The sequence below is a fragment of the Bacillus sp. JJ783 genome (assembly GCF_036963225.1).
Classification (GTDB): Bacteria; Bacillota; Bacilli; order Bacillales; family Bacillaceae_G; genus Bacillus_A; species Bacillus_A cereus_U.
In genome coordinates this window covers 36250-55083 of record NZ_JBALMG010000012.1, presented here as the reverse complement: position 1 = coordinate 55083, position 18834 = coordinate 36250, and the positions used below count along the sequence as shown (strand labels likewise).

The window sequence follows — 18834 nt, the reverse complement described above, 5'->3', positions numbered from 1 at the left end:
GAGAGAAGCCATGTCTAATTTGATGGTTGAAAATCAAACAGAACAAGTTTCTATATTTTTAGAAGATGTAATTTCCTTGATAACTAATTATGTGAATTATCATACGTTACCTTCTTTATTGGAGGAGACACCAACAGGAAACGAGCAATATTATAAAGGTATATTAGCATCAATAAGAAGACTTCTTGTTTTTTGTGAAGAAGGACTTGATGCATGTTTTGTTTTGTTGAATGGCCAACCATTTCGAAAGACCGCAGCTGAAAAAGTTTTATATAAGATTTACCATCAAGTAATTGCAGAGTTTTTTTCGCCAAAGAATGATCATTGGTATGAAAATAGTCGTTCTGCTTATACAGGGAAAAATTCTATTGTTTTTCAGCAAATCCCTCCTGGATCTATAGAACGAGTGATGAAGGAGTTAGAAGGGAAATTTCAATTGATGCGTGAAGAACTAGAATATTATGAGACAGATTACCAAACAAAAATGTTGCACAAATATTAATTAAGGAAAAGAAGCTAAGGACACTTAGCTTCTTTTCCTTTTGTCCAGTTATATAAGGGATTTTAATTGAATATAGTTAAAGTGGATAGCATCAAGGAGGTGTAACATGAGTCAGCAAGGTGTATTTACAGATTACTTTCATGAAGTAGAAAGCTGGTGTGAAAGTGTTCTTCAAGTATTAGATAGCCGTGCAATGGAAGTGTATGATGTCCATATGCTTGCTTATAAAATTCAAACGTTATTAGAGCGTATGAAAGAGCATGAATACGACACAGATGCCGAGTTTATGTATGAAATAAGTGATGATGTAGAACATATTCAACACCATTTACAGGAAGTGTTTATGCAAGAAGGAGAGGAATATGAACTATGTGAAAGAGGGGATAGCGAACGAGCTGTTCCGATTGGGGGGCATACTCTTCCGCCATTACCTTATCCATATAATGCACTAGAACCGTACATTTCACGAGAAATTATGATGTTACACCATGATAAACATCATCGTAGTTACGTGGAAGGATTAAATAAAGCAGAGAAGATGATGGAAGAAGCGAGAAAAACAAATCAATTTGATTTAATTAAGCATTGGGAAAGAGAAGCGGCTTTTCATGGATCAGGTCATTACTTACACACGATATTTTGGAATAACATGAAAAAAGATGGTGGTGGAAGTCCGAGAGGGGCTTTTTCACAACAAATTGAGCAAGATTTCGGAAGTTTTTTACGTTTTCAAAAGCATTTCACAGAAGCAGCTTCTAAAGTGGAAGGTTCAGGATGGGCGATTCTTGTATGGGTACCCCGTTCAGGAAGGTTAGAAATTTTACAAAGCACGCTTCATCAATTGTTTACACAGTGGGATACGATACCACTCCTTGTACTGGATGTATGGGAACATGCGTATTATTTACAATATCAAAATCGAAAAGATGAATATGTTAAAAATTGGTGGAATGTTGTAAATTGGCCAGATGTAGAAAAGAGATTTGAAAGTGCGAAACAAATTGAATGGACACCGTATTAGACGCATATCCCATGCGTCTTTTTTAGTGGAGGTGGAAGGAAGATTTCGTTCATATTTTAAAAGGCCAAGCATACACTTGTACAAAAAGTGCCAAAAGGACGTGGGGGGGAAATATGAGACGAATTTGTATAATAATTACGCTAATTATAATGTACGCAAGCGTTATGCCGATTCCTGCATATGCAAAAATGAACGGTGGTGTCAGTGCTCGTAACGCAGTCTTAATGGAACAACAATCCGGTCGTGTGCTATATGGAAAATTAGAACATGAGCCACAAAAAATTGCTAGTATAACAAAAATTATGACAGCATTGTTAGCTGCTGAATCAGGAAAAATGAAAGAGTTAGTATCGGTTAGTAATGAAGCGGTACGAGTAGAAGGATCGGCAATTTATTTAAAACCTGGACAAAAAGTGAAGTTAGAAGATTTAGTTTACGGATTAATGCTTAGATCTGGTAATGATGCAGCACAAGTAATTGCTGAAAATGTGGGAGGGAGTATAGAAGGGTTCGTATATTTAATGAATGAAAAGGCGAAAGAAATCGGAATGAAAGATACGCACTTCTCAAACCCGCATGGATTGGATGGGGATGGGTCGCATTATTCATCGGCTTATGACATGGCATTATTAACGAAATATGCAATGGGGAACGAGACCTTTAAGAAAATTTTTGGAACAAAAACGTATAAATCAGATTCTTGGGATTATCCGTGGAAAAATAAACATAAGCTTGTGACATCTTATTATGAATTTGCAACAGGGGGAAAGACAGGTTTTACGAAGAAAGCAGGACGGACGCTTGTCACAACAGCTTCAAAAGATGGACTAGATTTAATTGTCGTAACTTTGAGCGCTTCTAGTGACTGGGATGATCATATGAATTTGTTTGATAAAGGCTTTGAACGCTATAAGCAAACGAAAGTTTTAGGACAAGGCGCACTCGCTGAAATAAATGAAAAGAAATATGCCAACCATGTTTATACGAAAAATAGTTTTTCTGCACCTTTAACTGAAGAGGAAAGAAAGAATGTGTTATTGAAAGTTGAGCTCGATAAAAGTGCAAAACTTACGGATGGAGTAAAGATTGGGAAGACAGAAATTTATGTAGGGAACGAGAAGGTTGGAGAACGAAATTTGTTTTACAGTAAACGAAAGTTAGTAGCTACAACGGGAATGTATTGGAATAACGTAAAAGAAATCTTCTCTTACATGATAGGTGTTGGGATAGATGGTTAATCTCGTATGGGCAGCGATGGCAGTTATAGGGATTGTATATGCCATGATAAATGGAACGATGGAAGAAGTGACCAAAGCAGTGTTTGAAGGGTCAAAAGATGCTGTAACGATTTGTATTGGACTTATTAGTGTTTTAGTATTTTGGCTCGGTTTAATGAAAATTGCTGAGGAAGCTGGATTGTTAAAGAAGTTAGTATCACTTTTTATGCCGATAGTAAAAAGATTATTTCCAGAAATACCGAAGGATCACCCGTCAATGGGATTCATTTTATCAAATATGATGGCGAACTTTTTTGGGTTAGGTAATGCAGCAACACCCTTAGGTATTAAAGCAATGGAACAACTGAAAGAGTTAAATGGTGGAAAGGATTCAGCAAGTCGTTCTATGGTGACGTTTCTAGCATTAAATACTTCAGCAATTACATTAATTCCGACTACTGTCATTTCGATTCGAATGACTTATGAATCAGCAAACCCTACTGAAATCGTTGGCGTAACATTTATAGCACAAGTGTTATCGATGATTGGAGCGATTTGGATTGACCGCTATTTTTACCGGAGAAGGAGTAGAAAGGGGCGGAAAAAATGAGTATTGTAAATACAATTTCATTATGGGTAATTCCTTGTGTAATTGGTTTTATCCTTTTGTATGGCACGATAAAGAAAGTTCCAACGTATGAATCGTTCGTTGAGGGCGGAAAAGAAGGGATTCAAATTGCGGTTTCCATTTTGCCGTTTATGGTTGGAATGCTTGTATCTATTTCTATTTTCCGGGCATCAGGTGCTTTAGATGCGATGATATCGGTAATGAAGCCGATGTTAGACCTTATTCATGTACCAGCCGAAATCGTTCCACTTGCACTTATACGTCCGATTTCGGGATCTGCTGGTTTAAGTATTACGACCGATTTAATCGCTACATATGGGCCAGACTCGTTTATTGGTAGGTTAGCTTCAACGATGCAAGGTAGCACAGATACGACTTTTTATATATTAACAGTATACTTTGGGGCTGTCGGTATTAGAAAAATGGGAGATGCATTAAAGGTAGGACTTTTTGCAGATTTAATCGGAATTATTTGTTCGATTGTGTTTGTTTCCCTATTGTTTCGGTAATGCTATTCATTTTTTGCGCTATTTCGCTTATAATACGTATACGACCACTATTAACGTGTAGTTTAATAGTGGTTTTTTTATGCGGTATTTTTGACAAAATGGTGAACTTTTATCGTGGACAACATGAAAAAGTGTAAATAATAATAAAGGGTGAAAACGTGATATAGCCTTTATACGTTTATTATCATTGCTATGTTGTTAAAGATAGGCGAAGTAAATGGCATAAAGCTTAGGCGGTTGCCAAGTCTTTCTAATGTAAGGTAAGATAAATTTGAGGTGAAAAAAAGAAATGGAACGATTACAAAAAGTGATTGCGCAAGCAGGTATTGCATCGAGAAGAAAGGCTGAGGAATTAATTCAGCAAGGGAAAGTGAAAGTTAATGGGAAAATAGTGAAGGAGTTAGGAACAAAAGTAACTCCTCAAGATAAAGTGGAAGTAAATAACATCCCTCTTGAAAAAGAAGAACCTGTTTATTTTTTACTATATAAACCAACTGGTGTAATTTCAAGTGTATCAGATGATAAAGGAAGAAATGTTGTAACAGACTTTTTCCCTGAAATTAGACAACGTTTATTCCCAATCGGACGCTTAGATTATGATACGTCTGGCGTATTATTGATGACAAATGATGGTGAATTTGCAAATGTATTAATGCATCCGAGATATAAAGTTGAAAAAACGTATGTTGCGAAAATTAAAGGGCCATTAACAGGTGAGAAAATTCGCATGTTAGAACGAGGTGTTGCATTAGAAGATGGGAAAACAGCACCAGCACAAGTGAAAATTATTTCTTGGGACAAGCGTAAAGAGATGGCGATTGTACAATTAACGATTCATGAAGGACGTAACCGTCAAGTACGCCGCATGTTTGAAGCGTTAGATTGTAAAGTAATGAAATTAAAACGTGAACGTTATGCCTTTTTAGAAGTGGGTAGCTTGCGTCCTGGTGATGCAAGAGAATTGACACCACATGAGGTGAAACAATTACGTGCATTGGCTTCTACAAAGCCTCGCTAATCTATATTGTGAAACTTTCACCAGTGGAATGCTCCGCTGGTGATTTATTAAAAAATACATATATTTATCACTCGTCGAAGAGAGGGGAGACAACATGAAAAAAAATCGCTTATTATTTCGTGTTATCATTTTGCTCATTTTAAGCGGTGCGGTAGGGTTTACGCTATATCAAGGATTTTTTACTGATAAAGAGAAAATGCAAATTGGAAAAGAAGCACCTAACTTTGTTGTAACTGATTTAGAAGGAAAGAATATTGAATTAAAAGATTTAAAGGGAAAAGGTGTATTTTTAAATTTTTGGGGAACTTGGTGTAAACCTTGTGAAAAAGAAATGCCTTATATGAATGAGTTATACCCGAAATATAAAGAAAAAGGCGTTGAAATTATTGCCTTAGATGCAGATGAAACGGATATCGCAGTGAAGAACTTTGTGAAACAATATGATTTGAAATTCCCAGTTGCAATTGATAAAGGGCAAAAGATCATAGGTACATATGGAGTAGGCCCATTACCAACAACCTTTTTAATTGATAAAGAAGGCAAAGTAGTAGAGCAAATTATAGGTGAGCAAACGAAGGAACAATTGGAAGAGTACTTAAAGAAAATTACTCCATAATTAAGAAAGCCTTTACATAAGAGGTGCTTACGTATAGCACCTTCGTTTTAAAGATTCTGAGTATTGCGGTAACTCTAAGCTGAAATATACAATAGTACATATAGATAAAAGGGCGGTGAGAGCTTTGAAAGAGATTAAGTGTGAATGTGGACATGTTAATCCGATAGGAACCATTTTTTGTGAAGCATGTGGGAAACCATTTGAAAGTAATGAAAATATGAAATTATTGGATATGAGATATGAGGGGAGTGCCCGGAGATCTCTCACACATACAAAAACGATAGTCGATAAAATTTGGAGTTTTTTCTCTTCTGTAAAAGTAGGTGTATGGTTAATTGTAATAACTTTAGCTGCATCGGCAATAGGAACTATCTTTCCCCAAGAAATGTACATAACTCCAGGAATCGAACCAGCTGAATATTATAAAACCGAGTATGGATTTTTAGGACAATTATACTATCAATTAGGATTTAATAATTTATATGGATCATGGTGGTACATGATTTTAATTGCTTCCATTGGTATTTCACTTGTTATATGTAGTTTAGACCGTGTCATTCCTCTTTATAAAGCTTTAAAAAAACAAGGGGTGAAAAGACACCCAAGTTTTTTAAAAAGACAGAGAGTGCACGGGACTGGTACGCCGCATGAAGGTGACTTAGAACGAGTTCAAATTAATTTAAAGAAACGTAATTATAATGTGAAAGTGGAAGACGGGAACGTTTTAGCGGAAAAGGGACGTTTTTCCCGTTGGGGTCCATATGTAAACCATATTGGTCTTATTATCTTTCTATTCGGTGCAATGCTACGTTTTTTACCGAGTATGTATGTAGATGAAGCACTTTGGTTACGTGACGGTGAAACGAAAGAAATACCAGGAACAGATGGTCAATACTATTTGAAAAACGAAAAGTTTATCAAGGAAGTTTATGATAAGAGTAAGGATAAAGAAGTTTTTGATGAAGCAATTGATCGTGTTGGTGATAAAATGATTGCGAAAAACTTCCAAACAAATGCTGTATTATATAAAGCGGTAGGAGAAAATATAGCGGGTCAAAAACCAAAATTAGAAAAGGTAAAAGAAGCTGAAATTCGAGTGAATGAGCCACTGAAATTTGATCAATTTGCTGTTTATCAAGTGGATTACAAAGAAAGTGAGTTTAAAAGCATGTCTTTCCATTTGCAAAACAAAGAAAATAATCAAAAGTGGGGACCGATTAAAGTAGATTTAGCGAATCCTACAGAAAAATATGATTTAGGAAATGGGTATTCTCTAGAACTATTAAGCTATTTTCCTGATTTTTATTTTGATGAGAATGGAAGGCCGAATACGAAAACGAAATTACCGAATAATCCTGCATTCGTCTTTAAAATGTTTACCCCAGAAACACCAGATGGTGAAGTTAGTTTCGTCGGTATTCAGCAAAACATAGAGCCTGACGGGAATAATAAATATAAAATGTCATTTGCAGGTGTGGAAATGCAAAATGCAACAGCTCTTACAGTAAGAAAAGATTTGACGCTTTGGATTCTCGGTATTGGAGGATTTATATTTATGGTTGGTGTGATTCAAGGTATGTATTGGAACCATCGCCGTATTTGGATACAACGTGTTAATGATGAATGGTGGGTTGCAGGCCATACGAATAAAAATTGGTTCGGCTTAAAGAAAGATATTGAAAGAGTACTAGAAGGAACAGCGATTCCACAACCACACGATAAAATGAATGATAAAAAAATTAGTTAAGGTGGGGAAACGATATGGTACAAATAAGCAGTAATTTTCTGTTCGCCGCGTTCATCTTATATTTAATTGCAACTTTATTTTTTGGAGGAGCAATTAAAGAAAAAGGTCATAAGTGGGCAAATGTAGGTATAACTATAGCAATTTTAGGATTTATTGCGCAAATAGTATATTTTGTTACAAGATGGATCGCATCAGGACATGCACCAGTTAGTAACTTTTTTGAATTTGGTACATTTTTCGGCATGATGCTTGTGGGAGCTTTTATCATTATGTACTTTGTCTATCGTGTAAGTATTATTGGTTTATTTGCTTTACCGGTAGCTCTTTTATTAATCGCTTATGCAAGTATGTTCCCGAGAGAAATTTCGCCGCTTATCCCATCTTTAAAGAGTAATTGGCTACATATTCATGTAACGACAGCGGCAGCGGGGCAAGCAATATTAGCAATTAGTTTTATTACAGGCGTAATGTATTTACTGAAAAATGTAGATCAATCAACAAGAAGTAAGCGTACATTTTGGTTAGAGACAGTAGTTTTCACACTTGTTTGTACAGTTGGATTTATTGGAGTAACAACGGTATTTTCTAGTATGAAATACGAAGCGAAGTTTCAATGGATTGATAAAAATGAACAACAAGTTGAGATGAAGTATAATCTCCCTGCTTTAGTTGGACCGCATGAAGGGAAATTAATGACGGAAAATAAATTAGAACCGGCGGTGGAAGTCCCAGCGATTGTAAATGCGAAAAAATTAAATACTGTTATTTGGTCAGTGTTAGTCGGAACACTACTTTATATTGTATTAAGACTTGTTTTACGTAAGCGAGTGTCAGCTGCACTTCAGCCGTTAGTAAAGAATACGAATAGTGATTTATTAGATGAAATCGGATATCGTTCTATTGCGATAGGATTCCCAGTGTTTACATTAGGAGCGTTAATCTTTGCAATGATCTGGGCTCAAATTGCTTGGACGCGCTTTTGGGGGTGGGATCCAAAAGAAGTTTGGGCGCTTATTACTTGGCTCTTTTATGCTGCGGTATTACATTTACGTTTATCTAAAGGATGGCATGGAGAAAAATCCGCCTGGCTTGCAGTAATTGGTTTTGCAATCATTATGTTTAACTTTATTGTAGTAAACTTAATTATCGCGGGTTTACATTCATATGCATAGAGAAATAAAATAGGAGAGTGTATGTCACTTTCCTATTTTATTTTTGTCAACTTTTCTTCTTTTTTGAGAAAAACATGACAAAGTAGTGGTTGATTCTGTAAAATGATGTCGAGGACCAAATATACTGTTCAAAAAAAATACATAGTTTTGGAAAAAAAATGAACAAACTTTATTATTCTTGTGAAGCATAATATGGGAAGTGGAACGTTAAAAGATGCTTAATTAAACGAGGATAGGTGCAACATTATATTGTAGAAGGGTAGGTGTAAACCGTTGTGGTAAAAATACGCAGCGGGTAGAAATGGAAAATGAATCAAGAATTTTAATTGTAGACGATGAGGATCGTATTCGTCGTTTATTAAAGATGTATTTAGAAAGAGAGCAATACACAATTGAAGAAGCGGATAATGGTGATACAGCTTTAGAAATGGCGTTACAAAATGATTATGATTTAATCCTATTGGATATTATGATGCCTGGTAAAGATGGTATCGAAGTGTGTAAAGGGATTCGTGAAAAGAAAGCGACGCCAATTATTATGCTGACAGCAAAAGGTGAGGAAGTAAATAGGGTGCAAGGGTTTGAAGTTGGAACTGATGATTATATCGTAAAGCCGTTTAGCCCGCGTGAAGTAGTACTTCGTGTGAAAGCGGTATTACGCCGCGCTGTACCAACGACATTCTTTACACAAGATACAACGACGAAAGATGTTACTGTGTTCCCTCATTTAACAATTGATAATGATGCGCACCGTGTTACAGCGGATGGCAATGAAGTAAACTTAACACCGAAAGAATATGAATTACTATTATTCTTAGCGAAAGCTCCGGATAAAGTTTTTGACCGTGAGCAATTGTTAAAAGAAGTATGGCAATATGAGTTCTTCGGAGATTTACGTACAGTTGATACGCATGTAAAGCGTTTACGTGAAAAGTTAAGTAAACAATCACCAGATGCAGCGAAGATGATTGTTACCGTTTGGGGCGTTGGTTACAAGTTTGAGGTTGTGAACGACTGATGCTTTGGAGAAGTGTAGTAGGGAAGTTATGGATGACCATATTACTTCTCGTTTCGTTTGTTCTTGGATTTGTTGCTATTTTACTTTCACAGTTTTTTAGAACGTATTATGTTGATATGAGTGAAGCTAGGCTTCAGAAAGTTGCAACAAGTGTCACGGAATTAATTGAAGAAGGTGCCGATGTAAAAACGATTGAGGATATTGCTTACAAATTTTCTGATCCACTTTCAAGGATTATCATTGTAGAAGATGGTAAGGAAATTTCTTCTTCGCCGAAACAAGAAGGATTAGTTACTCTTACAATAGATGATTTGAAAAATGATAAAGAATTAGCAGCTGTTTTTACAGATAAAAAGGATATTAAGAATAATATTAGAAAAGCTTCCAATAGTAGGAGAAATAAAAATACTGAAAATGATATTATGATCGTCGGGAAACCAGTACAGTCAAAAAATCAAAGTGCAGTGTTTGTATATGAATCATTGCAAGTTCCAATACAAGGTATGGAGAGAACGACTGATTTTATTTTCTTATCAGCCGGGATTGCGATTATTTTAACAACTTTCTTTGCATTTTTCTTATCTACTCGAATTACGGCACCGCTCCGTAAAATGCGTGAGGTTGCATTTGAGGTAGCGCGCGGTAAATTTGATACGAAAGCCCCTATGGTGTCGCAGGACGAAATTGGTGAACTTGCAACTGCTTTAAATCAAATGGGGAAACAGTTGAAGTTTAATATGAATGCCCTGCAGCAAGAAAAGGAGCAGTTAGCTAGCATTTTGAGTAGTATGGCAGATGGTGTTATTACGTTAAACCAAGAAGGTGAAGTTGTTGTTATCAACCCACCGGCAGAACACTTCTTACAAGTTTGGCAAGAAGAAAAAGAAGTAGAGTTAAGTAAAAAATTGCCTTCTGAACTTGTTGAACTATTCCATCTCGTTGTAGAAAGTGAGCAACAACAAGTTTTTGAAATTAATTTACAAAAAGGTAACTACGTAGTTCTTATGACACCGCTTTACAATCAAACAAAAATTCGCGGAGCTGTAGCAGTATTGCGAGATATGACGGAGGAGCGTCGTCTTGAGAAAATGCGTCAAGACTTTATTGCGAATGTATCACATGAACTTCGTACACCGATGGTAATGCTTCAAGGATATAGTGAAGCAATTTTAGATGATATTGTGCAAACGAAAGAAGAAATTAATGAGTTTGTTCAAATTATTTATGATGAATCTGTTCGTTTAGGTAAACTTGTAAATGAGTTATTAGATTTAGCCCGTATGGAAAGTGGGCATGTAGAGTTACATATAGGTGAAGTAGATATTCATCCATTTGTCGAAAAAATTGGCCGTAAATTCCAGGGGATTGCAAAGGATAAAGAAGTCCAATTAACAGTGGATTTCCAAAGTCCAATTGAACAATATCCGTTTGATGCAGACCGTATGGAACAGGTATTGACGAATTTAATTGATAATGCAATCCGCCATACAAATGCAGGTGGCCATGTTACACTTGTAATTAATACGAAAAATAGTGGCCTTACTTTCGAAGTGCGAGATTCAGGTGCTGGTATTCCAGAAGAAGATATTCCGTTCTTGTTCGATCGATTCTATAAAGCTGATAAAGCGAGAACGCGCGGGAAAAAAGTTGGTACAGGACTTGGGCTTGCGATTGCTAAAAATATTGTTCAAGGTCATGACGGGAAGATTTCTGTATCAAGTGTCGTTGGAGAAGGAACTATATTCTCTGTATATTTACCAAATCGTATAATTTAGATATATATGTTTTTTTAGGTAATCATGAATAAAAGCTCTACTGTTTTTTATTTTTTTGTAAGTGCAATTAAATAAAGAATGGTAGAGTTTTTTTCTTTAATAATCAGAATGAAAATAAAAAGAGAGGTGCCATAATGAAATGAAACTTTATACAAAAACAGGTGATAAAGGGGAAACGAGTGTCATAGGTGGCCGAGTGGATAAAGATCATATACGTGTAGAAGCTTATGGCACAATTGATGAGGCGAATTCTCATATCGGATATGCCATGTCTAAATTGCAAGAGGAATGTTTTCGTAACATTTATAACGAACTTGAAAATATTCAACATGAACTATTTGATTGTGGAGGGGATTTAGCAATAGTAGAGAAGAAAATCCCTTATAAAGTAACGATAGAGATGGTCGAGTATTTAGAGAGACGAATTGATTCGTATACAGAAGAAGCGCCGCCGTTAGAGCGTTTTATTTTACCAGGCGGTAGCGAGGTATCGGCTGCACTACACATTGCACGTACAGTTATAAGAAGAGCAGAACGTTGTATAGTGTCCTTGCAAAAAGAAGGAGAAACCAATGAAATTGTTCTAAAGTATGTAAATAGGCTATCTGATTATTTATTTGCGCTTGCTAGAGTAATAAATGCACGTTTACAAGTGAAAGATGTGGAATATAACCGCAGTGCACTTGTTTTTCGTAATAAAGAAGAGAAGGAAGTGGAGTAATTCACTTTCTTTTTTTGTATACTTTTTTCTGTAATATCCCACAATAGAGAAGGTATGACGGTTATTAGAAAACGGAGGATGTATATGAAAGCGTTAAAATGTGGCGTGGTGATATTGAGTATATTATTTTTATCTCAATTACATGTTTACGCTGAAGAGAATCAGTGGATATGGCCTGTTGATGGACAGCTAAGTGATTATTTTGGGACAAGACATGGGAAACACTATGGTATTGATATAGCTGCGCCTATTGGAACGCCTGTTGCAGCTATTCAAAATGGTAAGGTGACAAAGTCTTATTTTTCAAGTAGTTATGGAAATGTTGTGTTTATTAAACATGGAGAATATGAGGCTGTTTATGCGCATTTAAATAAGAGATATGTAGTTCAAGGGGATAACATTTCAAAAGGAGAGCTAATTGGAGAGGTAGGGAATACAGGAGAATCGCGAGGAGCGCATTTACATTTAGAAGTGCATCAAGGGAGATGGACGATGGAGAAAAGGAATGCGATGAATCCGTTGCTTGTTTTAAATGAACAAAAAAATCAAGTCGTGTCATCATCACTATATGTTGTACAAAAAGGTGATACTTTAGTTGGCATTGCTCGGAAATTTAGTATGACAGTTGAAGAAATTAAAGTGAGGAATGGATTGCGACAAGAGCAAATCTATCCGAATCAACAACTATACGTTAAGTAAGGGAAACGTCCCCAAAGCATAACTTTTGAATAGCTTTATTTTCTTCTTATTTAAGATTGCGATAATAAATGAAATTATATCAACTTAATAACAAAATGCGGCAATAAGAGCAACCTATTCCTAACGAAAAACCGTCCCAAAAGATCTTTTGGGACGGCTTCTTTTACCAAAAAATAAAAACACATATAAATCCAGAAATAGCTAAGTAGCTATATAAGTAAAAGACTTTTGTTCTTGTTTTTTCTTTTGTCCGAAATAGTACGATAGTTGGTTCGATTAGACCAATTGTAAGACAAAGTAAACCAAGAAGCATAAAGCCAATTGAAAGAGAATACAGGGCGATTTGTGGTGCTTGAAATGGAATCATCCATTTTAATAAAAATGCAATAAGTGCAGTGTAACAAATGCTACCGATGTATTTATTCAATGGTGTATCAGAACGGAAACCAGGAAGTTTCTTGGAAAAAGGACGGGAAACAACTTCCGTTTGTAAAGATGTATGTTCTTCAATTATTTTTTGAGCTTCTTTTCCTTTTTGGAAAAGGGATAAAATCCAGTTTCGCTCACCTTGGAAAATAAATTGAGAAGTTGTTAAATAGTGATCAACTTTTACCTTATGCCAACTCTTCCATGGATGACGCTCACACAATTTTAATTTACTTTCTGTTTTTTTATCATACTGATAAATACTTATGCCATCTTGGTCAAAAGTAGCATAGTATGTCTCTCTTGAGAATGTGCCTAGATCAATTGGACAGTAGAAAAGTAATTCTTTTTTCAAATAAAAGTATTCTTTTCTTAAGTTCTTTTTCATTGCTTCTCGAATAGAGTGTCTTTTATCTTTCTTCATGACATTTCCTCCATAACTAAGAAAATGTTCTTATCTTAACAATTCAACATCTTATCACTTTTAACGATATATGACTAGGGGATTCATAAGAGAAATACCGAATTATAAAAAATATGGGTTGTATTGTAAAATATAGTGATTGCTTCTTTAATAATATAAAATAAATAACTTATTTTTAATAAGTTACACTTTTTTTGTTCACAATACGATCATGTTGTTGTATAATGAAGTGGAAAATAGAATATCGGTCTATCTTCGGGGCAGGGTGAAAATCCCGACCGGCGGTGATGAACAGTTAATAATTTCGTTCTAAGCCCGCGAGCCGTTAAGGCAGGATTTGGTGTGATTCCAAAGCCGACAGTACAGTCTGGATGGGAGAAGATGGAGGTTCAAGCGTTCAAAAAAGATAAGTATTTGAACGTCTGTTTGATGTGCCTTAAAATTCTCCCTTTGTGTAAATCACAAAGGGTTTTTTCGTTCTATGAAAAAATAGGCATAGCAGAACCTTTCCACTTTCCATGAGAAGATCGATGGAAAAGGAGAGAGAAAGATGAAACAAAAAAACAGTGTAGTGCAGATGGTGAGTGTAGCGATGCTAAGTAGTATTGCGTATTTACTAATGATGTTGGATTTTCCATTCCCAGGGCTTCCGCCATTTTTAAAAATTGATTTTAGTGATGTGCCAGCTTTAATTGCGGCGATAATTTTTAGTCCAATTGCAGGTGTAATTGTAGAAGCGATAAAAAATATTTTGCATTACGGAATTCAAGGAAGTTTAACGGGAGTACCAGTAGGAGAAGTAGCAAACTTTATAGCGGGATGTTTATTTATTGGTCCAGCAGCATTCTTATTCCGAAAGTATCGTACAGTAAAAAGTTTAACGACAGGATTAATGCTAGGCACAATTACTATGACAGTTATTATGAGTGTGTTAAACTACTTTATTATTTTACCAGCGTACACTTGGTTTTTAAATTCACCAGCTATGTCTAGTGATATTATGCGACAAACTATTGTAACGGCGATATTACCGTTTAATGTAATTAAAGGAATTGTTGTAACAATTGTATTTGTAGCATTATTTTCACGCTTGAAAGTATGGGTATTTACAAAAATGAAAAATGCTTAAAAATATTAAACCATTAGCAGTTACGCTGCCAATGGTTTTTTTGTTGAGAATGAAAAAGAGAGAAAAACACCCCCCTCATACTTATGAGGGGGGTGAAGTTAATAAAAGACTATTCGAATTTTAAAGAGTCGCCATCAAATGATTCGTCAGCAACTTTAATTGAGTCAGTTGGACAACCTTCGAATGCATCCATCATATCTTCAATTAATACATCTGGAATTTCAACGATACCTTGGTTATCGTCTAATGTTACAAATGCAATACCTTCATCATCATAGTCATAAATGTCTGGTGCAGCAGCACCACAAGCACCGCATGCGATACAAGTATCTTTGTCAACGATTGTATATTTTGCCATCTTTTTTCCCTCCTGATAATATGTATGTGAAAAGTTCGCCAAAAAATTATAACCTTATTGTAAAACGGTTTTTAAAACTTTTCAACATAAAATTATAATGATAATGCTTATCAATTAGAGTGTCAACTTATTTTTGAATTATTTCATAAGATTTTCAAAATACTTAAATGTTATTTCGTTTGATACAATAGAATATATACAAGCATGTAGTGTGAATATGATAAGTTAAATGAATAGCAGTTAATGTGCAATCGTATTGAAAAAGGAATGAAGTTAGACAGAGAGGTGGAAGCGGTAATGCAGCTACAATATACTTTATTATATTGTTTAAAACAATTGAATGGTGAAAGAACCGTTTCTTCGATTTATTATTTATTAAAAGGAAAGAGATCGTCGCAAACATTACAAGATGGGAATATGTTTCAAATTTCTTTTTTGTTTGGGATTTATAAGTCATTAAATAGAGCTGATTATGATCAAGAAGTTGCAAGGTTGTTACGAACGGATTTAGTTCAAGGTATACATGATAATACATATGTGTTAACGACTGCTGGTAACATGCAGTTAAACAAATGGGAAAGTGACTTTGCCTTTCCGACGTATTTAAATGGTTTACACTATGGTGAAATAGGTGAAACGTTTTGGAGGAGATTATCATTAATCGTTCAAACCATTTCGAATTTACAACAGGCGAATACAAAATTCATTCCAATTCAACAGGATACAGAAATAATGATGTGGGTGAAACGCTTCCTCACTGGAATACCATATATGAGAAGTGAATTGGCTAAAAGATTATGGATGGAAATGCATACTCTTTTACAAAAAAATAATCCAGTAGGGGCGACAATCGTAACATATCGGTTAACTGGGTATGAACGTATTGGGTGTACTTTACAACAATTAGCGGAAATTACGAAACAAGATATATTTCGAGTTTATTTTTTATTTTGGGGTACAATTCATTTTCTTATTCAAGAAGTTCGCAATAAAGAAAATGAGTTTCCATTATTAGCTGAAATTATATCTTATCCAAATGAGAAAGCTGATTTATTTAGCTTATCAACGAAAAAAACATATAATCTTTGGAAACAAGGACGCTCTTTAGAAGAAATAGCAACAATTCGGAATTTGAAGGTTGCCACGATAGAAGACCATTTTGTAGAAATTGCTTTACGAGAAAAAGAATTTTCTATTGAGATGTTTATGGAAAAAGAAAAAATAGAAAAAGTAACAAAAGTAATTGAAGCATTACAAACACGTAAATTGCGTGTGTTGAAGCAAGCGGTTGGAGAGGAAATCTCTTATTTTGAAGTCCGTCTTGTATTGGCGCGGATGGAGGGTATAAATGAAGCTTGAGGAATATTTATATAAGTGGTTTGGATATTCTGAATTTCGTCCGGGGCAAAAAGGAGTTATTACGGACTTATTGGAAGGGAAAGATGTTGTAGCAATGCTTCCGACTGGAAGGGGGAAGTCAATGTGTTATCAACTTCCGGGGCTTCTGCAAGAGGGTACGGTGCTTGTTGTATCACCATTATTATCTTTAATGGAAGACCAAGTTACGCAATTAAAGTATGTCGTGAAAAATCGAGTTATTGCATTGAATAGTTTTCGGACGTTAAGTGAAAAAAGAGAAGCAATGAAAAAGCTATCTTTTTATAAATTTGTTTTCGTATCGCCAGAGATGTTGCAGTCGGAACTTCTAATAAGAGAATTGAAAAAAATTCATATTTCATTATTTGTCGTAGATGAAGCGCATTGTATTTCACAATGGGGCTATGATTTTCGGCCAGATTATAAAAAATTAGATAAAGTAATTGAGAGTATCGGATCTCCGACAGTACTAGCATTAACAGCAACTGCGACAAAGGATGTACTGCGAGATATAGCGGAAAGTTTAAATCTAAAAAATATCGCTGAGCATGTGTACTCAATTGATCGTCCAAATATTGCGATGGAAGTGCAATTTGTGGAAACAATAGAAGAAAAAAAAGAGGCGCTTTTTGAGCATGTAATGTATTTGCAAGGGCCTGGTATTGTTTATTGTTCAAGTAGGGCCTGGACCGAGCGTTTAACCGAGTATTTAAGAGGAAAAGGAATTACAGGTGTAGCTTTTTATCATGGTGGTATGGAACATGAAGAGCGTATGTTAATTCAACAACAGTTTATGAATGACCAGTTGCAAATTGTAATATGTACAAGTGCTTTTGGGATGGGGGTAAATAAGGCGAATACAAGATATATTATTCATTTTCAATATCCGACAAATGTAGCTTCCTATTTACAAGAAATTGGAAGAGGGGGAAGAGATGGAGAATTGAGTATAGCCATTTTATTATGTAGTCCATTGGATCACGATTTGCCAATTTCAATCATTGAAGATGAATTACCAAGTAAATCGCAAATACAATTTTTATTTTCGTTACTACAAGAAAGAATGTTTCAAACGAAAGTATTACCATTAGAAGATGTAGAAGAAATTTGTTATAATGCAGCAAGATTTAATGAACAGTATTGGCGTTTTACACGTTATCATCTCGAACATCTTGGAATCATACAACAGCGCAATCTCATGCTAGAGAGCTTGTCAGATGAAATAATGCACAGATTAATAGCGGAAGTGGAAGTGAGACTGCGTAATAAATATAGTGAGCTAGAAAATATGAAGTCATGGATACAAGTTCAAGGATGTAGACGTGAATATTTATTACAACAATTCGGTTATAGAAAAGAAAAAGAGATAGAAAACTGTTGTGATTACTGTGGTATTACAAAAACGGATTATAAAAAAAGACGAGCGCAACAGTTAGTTTTCGACTATAATTGGGAAACAGAGTTACAAAAGCTTTTCGGCCTAGGGAAGATGGAGGAATGATGAACATTCAAAGGCATAATGTTGAAGATATGAGTCCGAGAGAAATAAGACTGAATCTCTACATAACACAACTAATCATTCTTGGTATCGGTTGTTTACTAGCATATATATTATTTCAAGATAAAAGAGAAGTTTATAGTTTGTGGAAATGGGAACCGGTTTCTATACTTGTAATAGGTAGCTTGTTAGCGATCTGTATTGTGTTATTAGATTATGTTGCAATGCGAGTGTTTCCAGAATCTTGGTTTGATGATGGTGGCATTAACGATAGAATGTTTCAAGGAATTTCTGTCATGCATTTACTCTTTATCACGTTTATTATTGGCTTTGCGGAAGAATTTTTATTTAGAGGTGTAGTGCAGACTCAGTTCGGAATTGTAATAGCGAGTTTAATTTTTGCTGTGTTACATATTCGGTATATAACGAAGCCTTTTTTGTTTTGTTTCGTCTGCTTTATTAGTTTTGTTTTTGGTTATGTATTCGAGTGGACAGGAAATTTGTTTATAACAATCTTTGCACACTTTCTTGTTGATTTTATAATGGGGCTCCAATTAAGAAAATAAATGGAAGGTGGTGGTGAACAACATGAGAAAACGAATTCCTGATTTTGAAGAGGAGTTAGAAGTTGAGCAAGTGGAAGAAGATGAAGGTTTACCGCCGCGTAGTGAAATTCATAGAAATAAAGAGAAAAAACCAAAGTTTAAAATGAATCACATTTTCGTTCGAGTGTTAACATTTTTGTTCATATTGTTACCTATTAGTATCTTATGGTATACGGATAAATATATACAGGTAAAAAGTGATAGTAATAATGCTGAGAAAAGTGCGTTTGAAGTGATTTTCTTTGATTCAGCTCAGACTGAATCAAAGAAGCAGTCTGAGAAAGTAGCAACTCATGTTGTGAAAGATGGAGAAACTTTAGAAAGTATAGCGAAGCAATATTTCTCAGATGAAAATGGGATAGAAATAATAAAAA

At 35.2% G+C, this 18834-nt stretch carries 20 protein-coding genes and 1 riboswitch; of the genes, 18 read left to right on the top strand and 2 right to left on the bottom strand.

Annotated features, from left to right (window positions below; all coding sequences use genetic code 11):
- Positions 1–10: 10 nt before the first annotated feature.
- The 13 genes from V7038_RS03850 to V7038_RS03790 all read left to right on the top strand — a co-directional run bounded on the left by V7038_RS03850 (position 11) and on the right by V7038_RS03790 (position 12643).
- The gene (locus V7038_RS03850; RefSeq protein ID WP_002158618.1) at positions 11–502 is read left to right on the top strand and encodes a YpuI family protein; all 492 of its coding nucleotides are present in this window, start codon (positions 11–13) and stop codon (positions 500–502) included.
- Positions 503–608: 106 nt separating this feature from the next.
- Positions 609–1523 (top strand): superoxide dismutase, encoded by a 915-nt coding sequence (locus V7038_RS03845; protein WP_335469194.1) that lies wholly within the window; start codon positions 609–611, stop codon positions 1521–1523.
- 113 nt (positions 1524–1636) lie between these two features.
- Positions 1637–2761, top strand: coding sequence for a D-alanyl-D-alanine carboxypeptidase family protein (locus V7038_RS03840; protein ID WP_002201162.1), 1125 nt, complete (start codon positions 1637–1639; stop codon positions 2759–2761).
- Positions 2754–3350: a spore maturation protein SpmA gene (gene spmA / locus V7038_RS03835; protein ID WP_002086662.1), complete on the top strand. Its 597-nt coding sequence runs from the start codon at positions 2754–2756 to the stop codon at positions 3348–3350. Before V7038_RS03840 ends, spmA begins: the two co-directional genes overlap by 8 nt.
- Positions 3347–3877 carry a spore maturation protein SpmB gene (spmB, locus tag V7038_RS03830; protein ID WP_002201161.1) on the top strand — a complete coding sequence of 177 codons (531 nt, stop codon included), beginning with the start codon at positions 3347–3349 and terminating at the stop codon, positions 3875–3877. Before spmA ends, spmB begins: the two co-directional genes overlap by 4 nt.
- Before the next feature lie 289 nt (positions 3878–4166).
- Positions 4167–4895 (top strand): 23S rRNA pseudouridine(2605) synthase RluB, encoded by a 729-nt coding sequence (rluB, locus tag V7038_RS03825; protein ID WP_002201160.1) that lies wholly within the window; start codon positions 4167–4169, stop codon positions 4893–4895.
- 94 nt (positions 4896–4989) lie between these two features.
- Complete coding sequence (gene resA / locus V7038_RS03820) at positions 4990–5511, top strand: thiol-disulfide oxidoreductase ResA (protein ID WP_002064495.1); 522 nt, start codon at positions 4990–4992, stop codon at positions 5509–5511.
- A 124-nt stretch (positions 5512–5635) separates the two neighbouring features.
- A complete protein-coding gene (gene resB, locus V7038_RS03815) occupies positions 5636–7258 on the top strand; it encodes a cytochrome c biogenesis protein ResB (protein WP_070139008.1) in 1623 nt (540 codons plus the stop codon).
- A gap of 14 nt (positions 7259–7272) precedes the next feature.
- Positions 7273–8430 carry a cytochrome c biogenesis protein ResC gene (resC, locus tag V7038_RS03810; RefSeq protein WP_070139009.1) on the top strand — a complete coding sequence of 386 codons (1158 nt, stop codon included), beginning with the start codon at positions 7273–7275 and terminating at the stop codon, positions 8428–8430.
- A 301-nt stretch (positions 8431–8731) separates the two neighbouring features.
- Complete coding sequence (gene resD, locus V7038_RS03805; RefSeq protein WP_002158614.1) at positions 8732–9448, top strand: DNA-binding response regulator ResD; 717 nt, start codon at positions 8732–8734, stop codon at positions 9446–9448.
- Positions 9448–11223: a sensor histidine kinase ResE gene (resE, locus tag V7038_RS03800; protein WP_100246126.1), complete on the top strand. Its 1776-nt coding sequence runs from the start codon at positions 9448–9450 to the stop codon at positions 11221–11223. Before resD ends, resE begins: the two co-directional genes overlap by 1 nt.
- 139 nt (positions 11224–11362) lie before the next feature.
- Positions 11363–11944, top strand: a complete 582-nt coding sequence (locus V7038_RS03795; RefSeq protein ID WP_002149412.1) for a cob(I)yrinic acid a,c-diamide adenosyltransferase — start codon at positions 11363–11365, stop codon at positions 11942–11944.
- Positions 11945–12028: 84 nt separating this feature from the next.
- Positions 12029–12643, top strand: coding sequence for a peptidoglycan DD-metalloendopeptidase family protein (locus V7038_RS03790; RefSeq protein ID WP_002202624.1), 615 nt, complete (start codon positions 12029–12031; stop codon positions 12641–12643).
- A 163-nt stretch (positions 12644–12806) separates the two neighbouring features.
- Here the strand turns inward: V7038_RS03790 and V7038_RS03785 are convergent, their stop codons facing one another.
- Positions 12807–13493, bottom strand: a complete 687-nt coding sequence (locus V7038_RS03785; protein WP_002202623.1) for a hypothetical protein — start codon at positions 13491–13493, stop codon at positions 12807–12809.
- Positions 13494–13740: 247 nt separating this feature from the next.
- Positions 13741–13880: riboswitch (FMN riboswitch) on the top strand.
- Between the two features lie 163 nt (positions 13881–14043).
- Here V7038_RS03785 and V7038_RS03780 point away from each other — a divergent pair.
- Entirely contained in the window at positions 14044–14622 is a 579-nt protein-coding gene (locus V7038_RS03780) for an ECF transporter S component (RefSeq protein WP_002202622.1), read from the top strand.
- Positions 14623–14731: 109 nt separating this feature from the next.
- On the opposite strand, the gene V7038_RS03775 is transcribed toward V7038_RS03780, so the two are convergent.
- Positions 14732–14980: a ferredoxin gene (locus V7038_RS03775; RefSeq protein ID WP_001151994.1), complete on the bottom strand. Its 249-nt coding sequence runs from the start codon at positions 14978–14980 to the stop codon at positions 14732–14734.
- 297 nt (positions 14981–15277) lie between these two features.
- On the opposite strand from V7038_RS03775, the gene V7038_RS03770 reads away from it, so the two are divergent.
- From V7038_RS03770 to V7038_RS03755, 4 genes are all read left to right on the top strand, one after another.
- The gene (locus tag V7038_RS03770) at positions 15278–16339 is read left to right on the top strand and encodes a helix-turn-helix domain-containing protein (RefSeq protein WP_002202621.1); all 1062 of its coding nucleotides are present in this window, start codon (positions 15278–15280) and stop codon (positions 16337–16339) included.
- Positions 16329–17858: a RecQ family ATP-dependent DNA helicase gene (locus tag V7038_RS03765; RefSeq protein WP_002158609.1), complete on the top strand. Its 1530-nt coding sequence runs from the start codon at positions 16329–16331 to the stop codon at positions 17856–17858. Before V7038_RS03770 ends, V7038_RS03765 begins: the two co-directional genes overlap by 11 nt.
- The gene (locus V7038_RS03760; protein ID WP_335469206.1) at positions 17858–18421 is read left to right on the top strand and encodes a CPBP family intramembrane glutamic endopeptidase; all 564 of its coding nucleotides are present in this window, start codon (positions 17858–17860) and stop codon (positions 18419–18421) included. Before V7038_RS03765 ends, V7038_RS03760 begins: the two co-directional genes overlap by 1 nt.
- 22 nt (positions 18422–18443) lie before the next feature.
- Positions 18444–18834, top strand: a 391-nt coding sequence (locus V7038_RS03755) for a LysM domain-containing protein (protein ID WP_335469188.1), incomplete at its 3' end; no start/stop codon positions are given.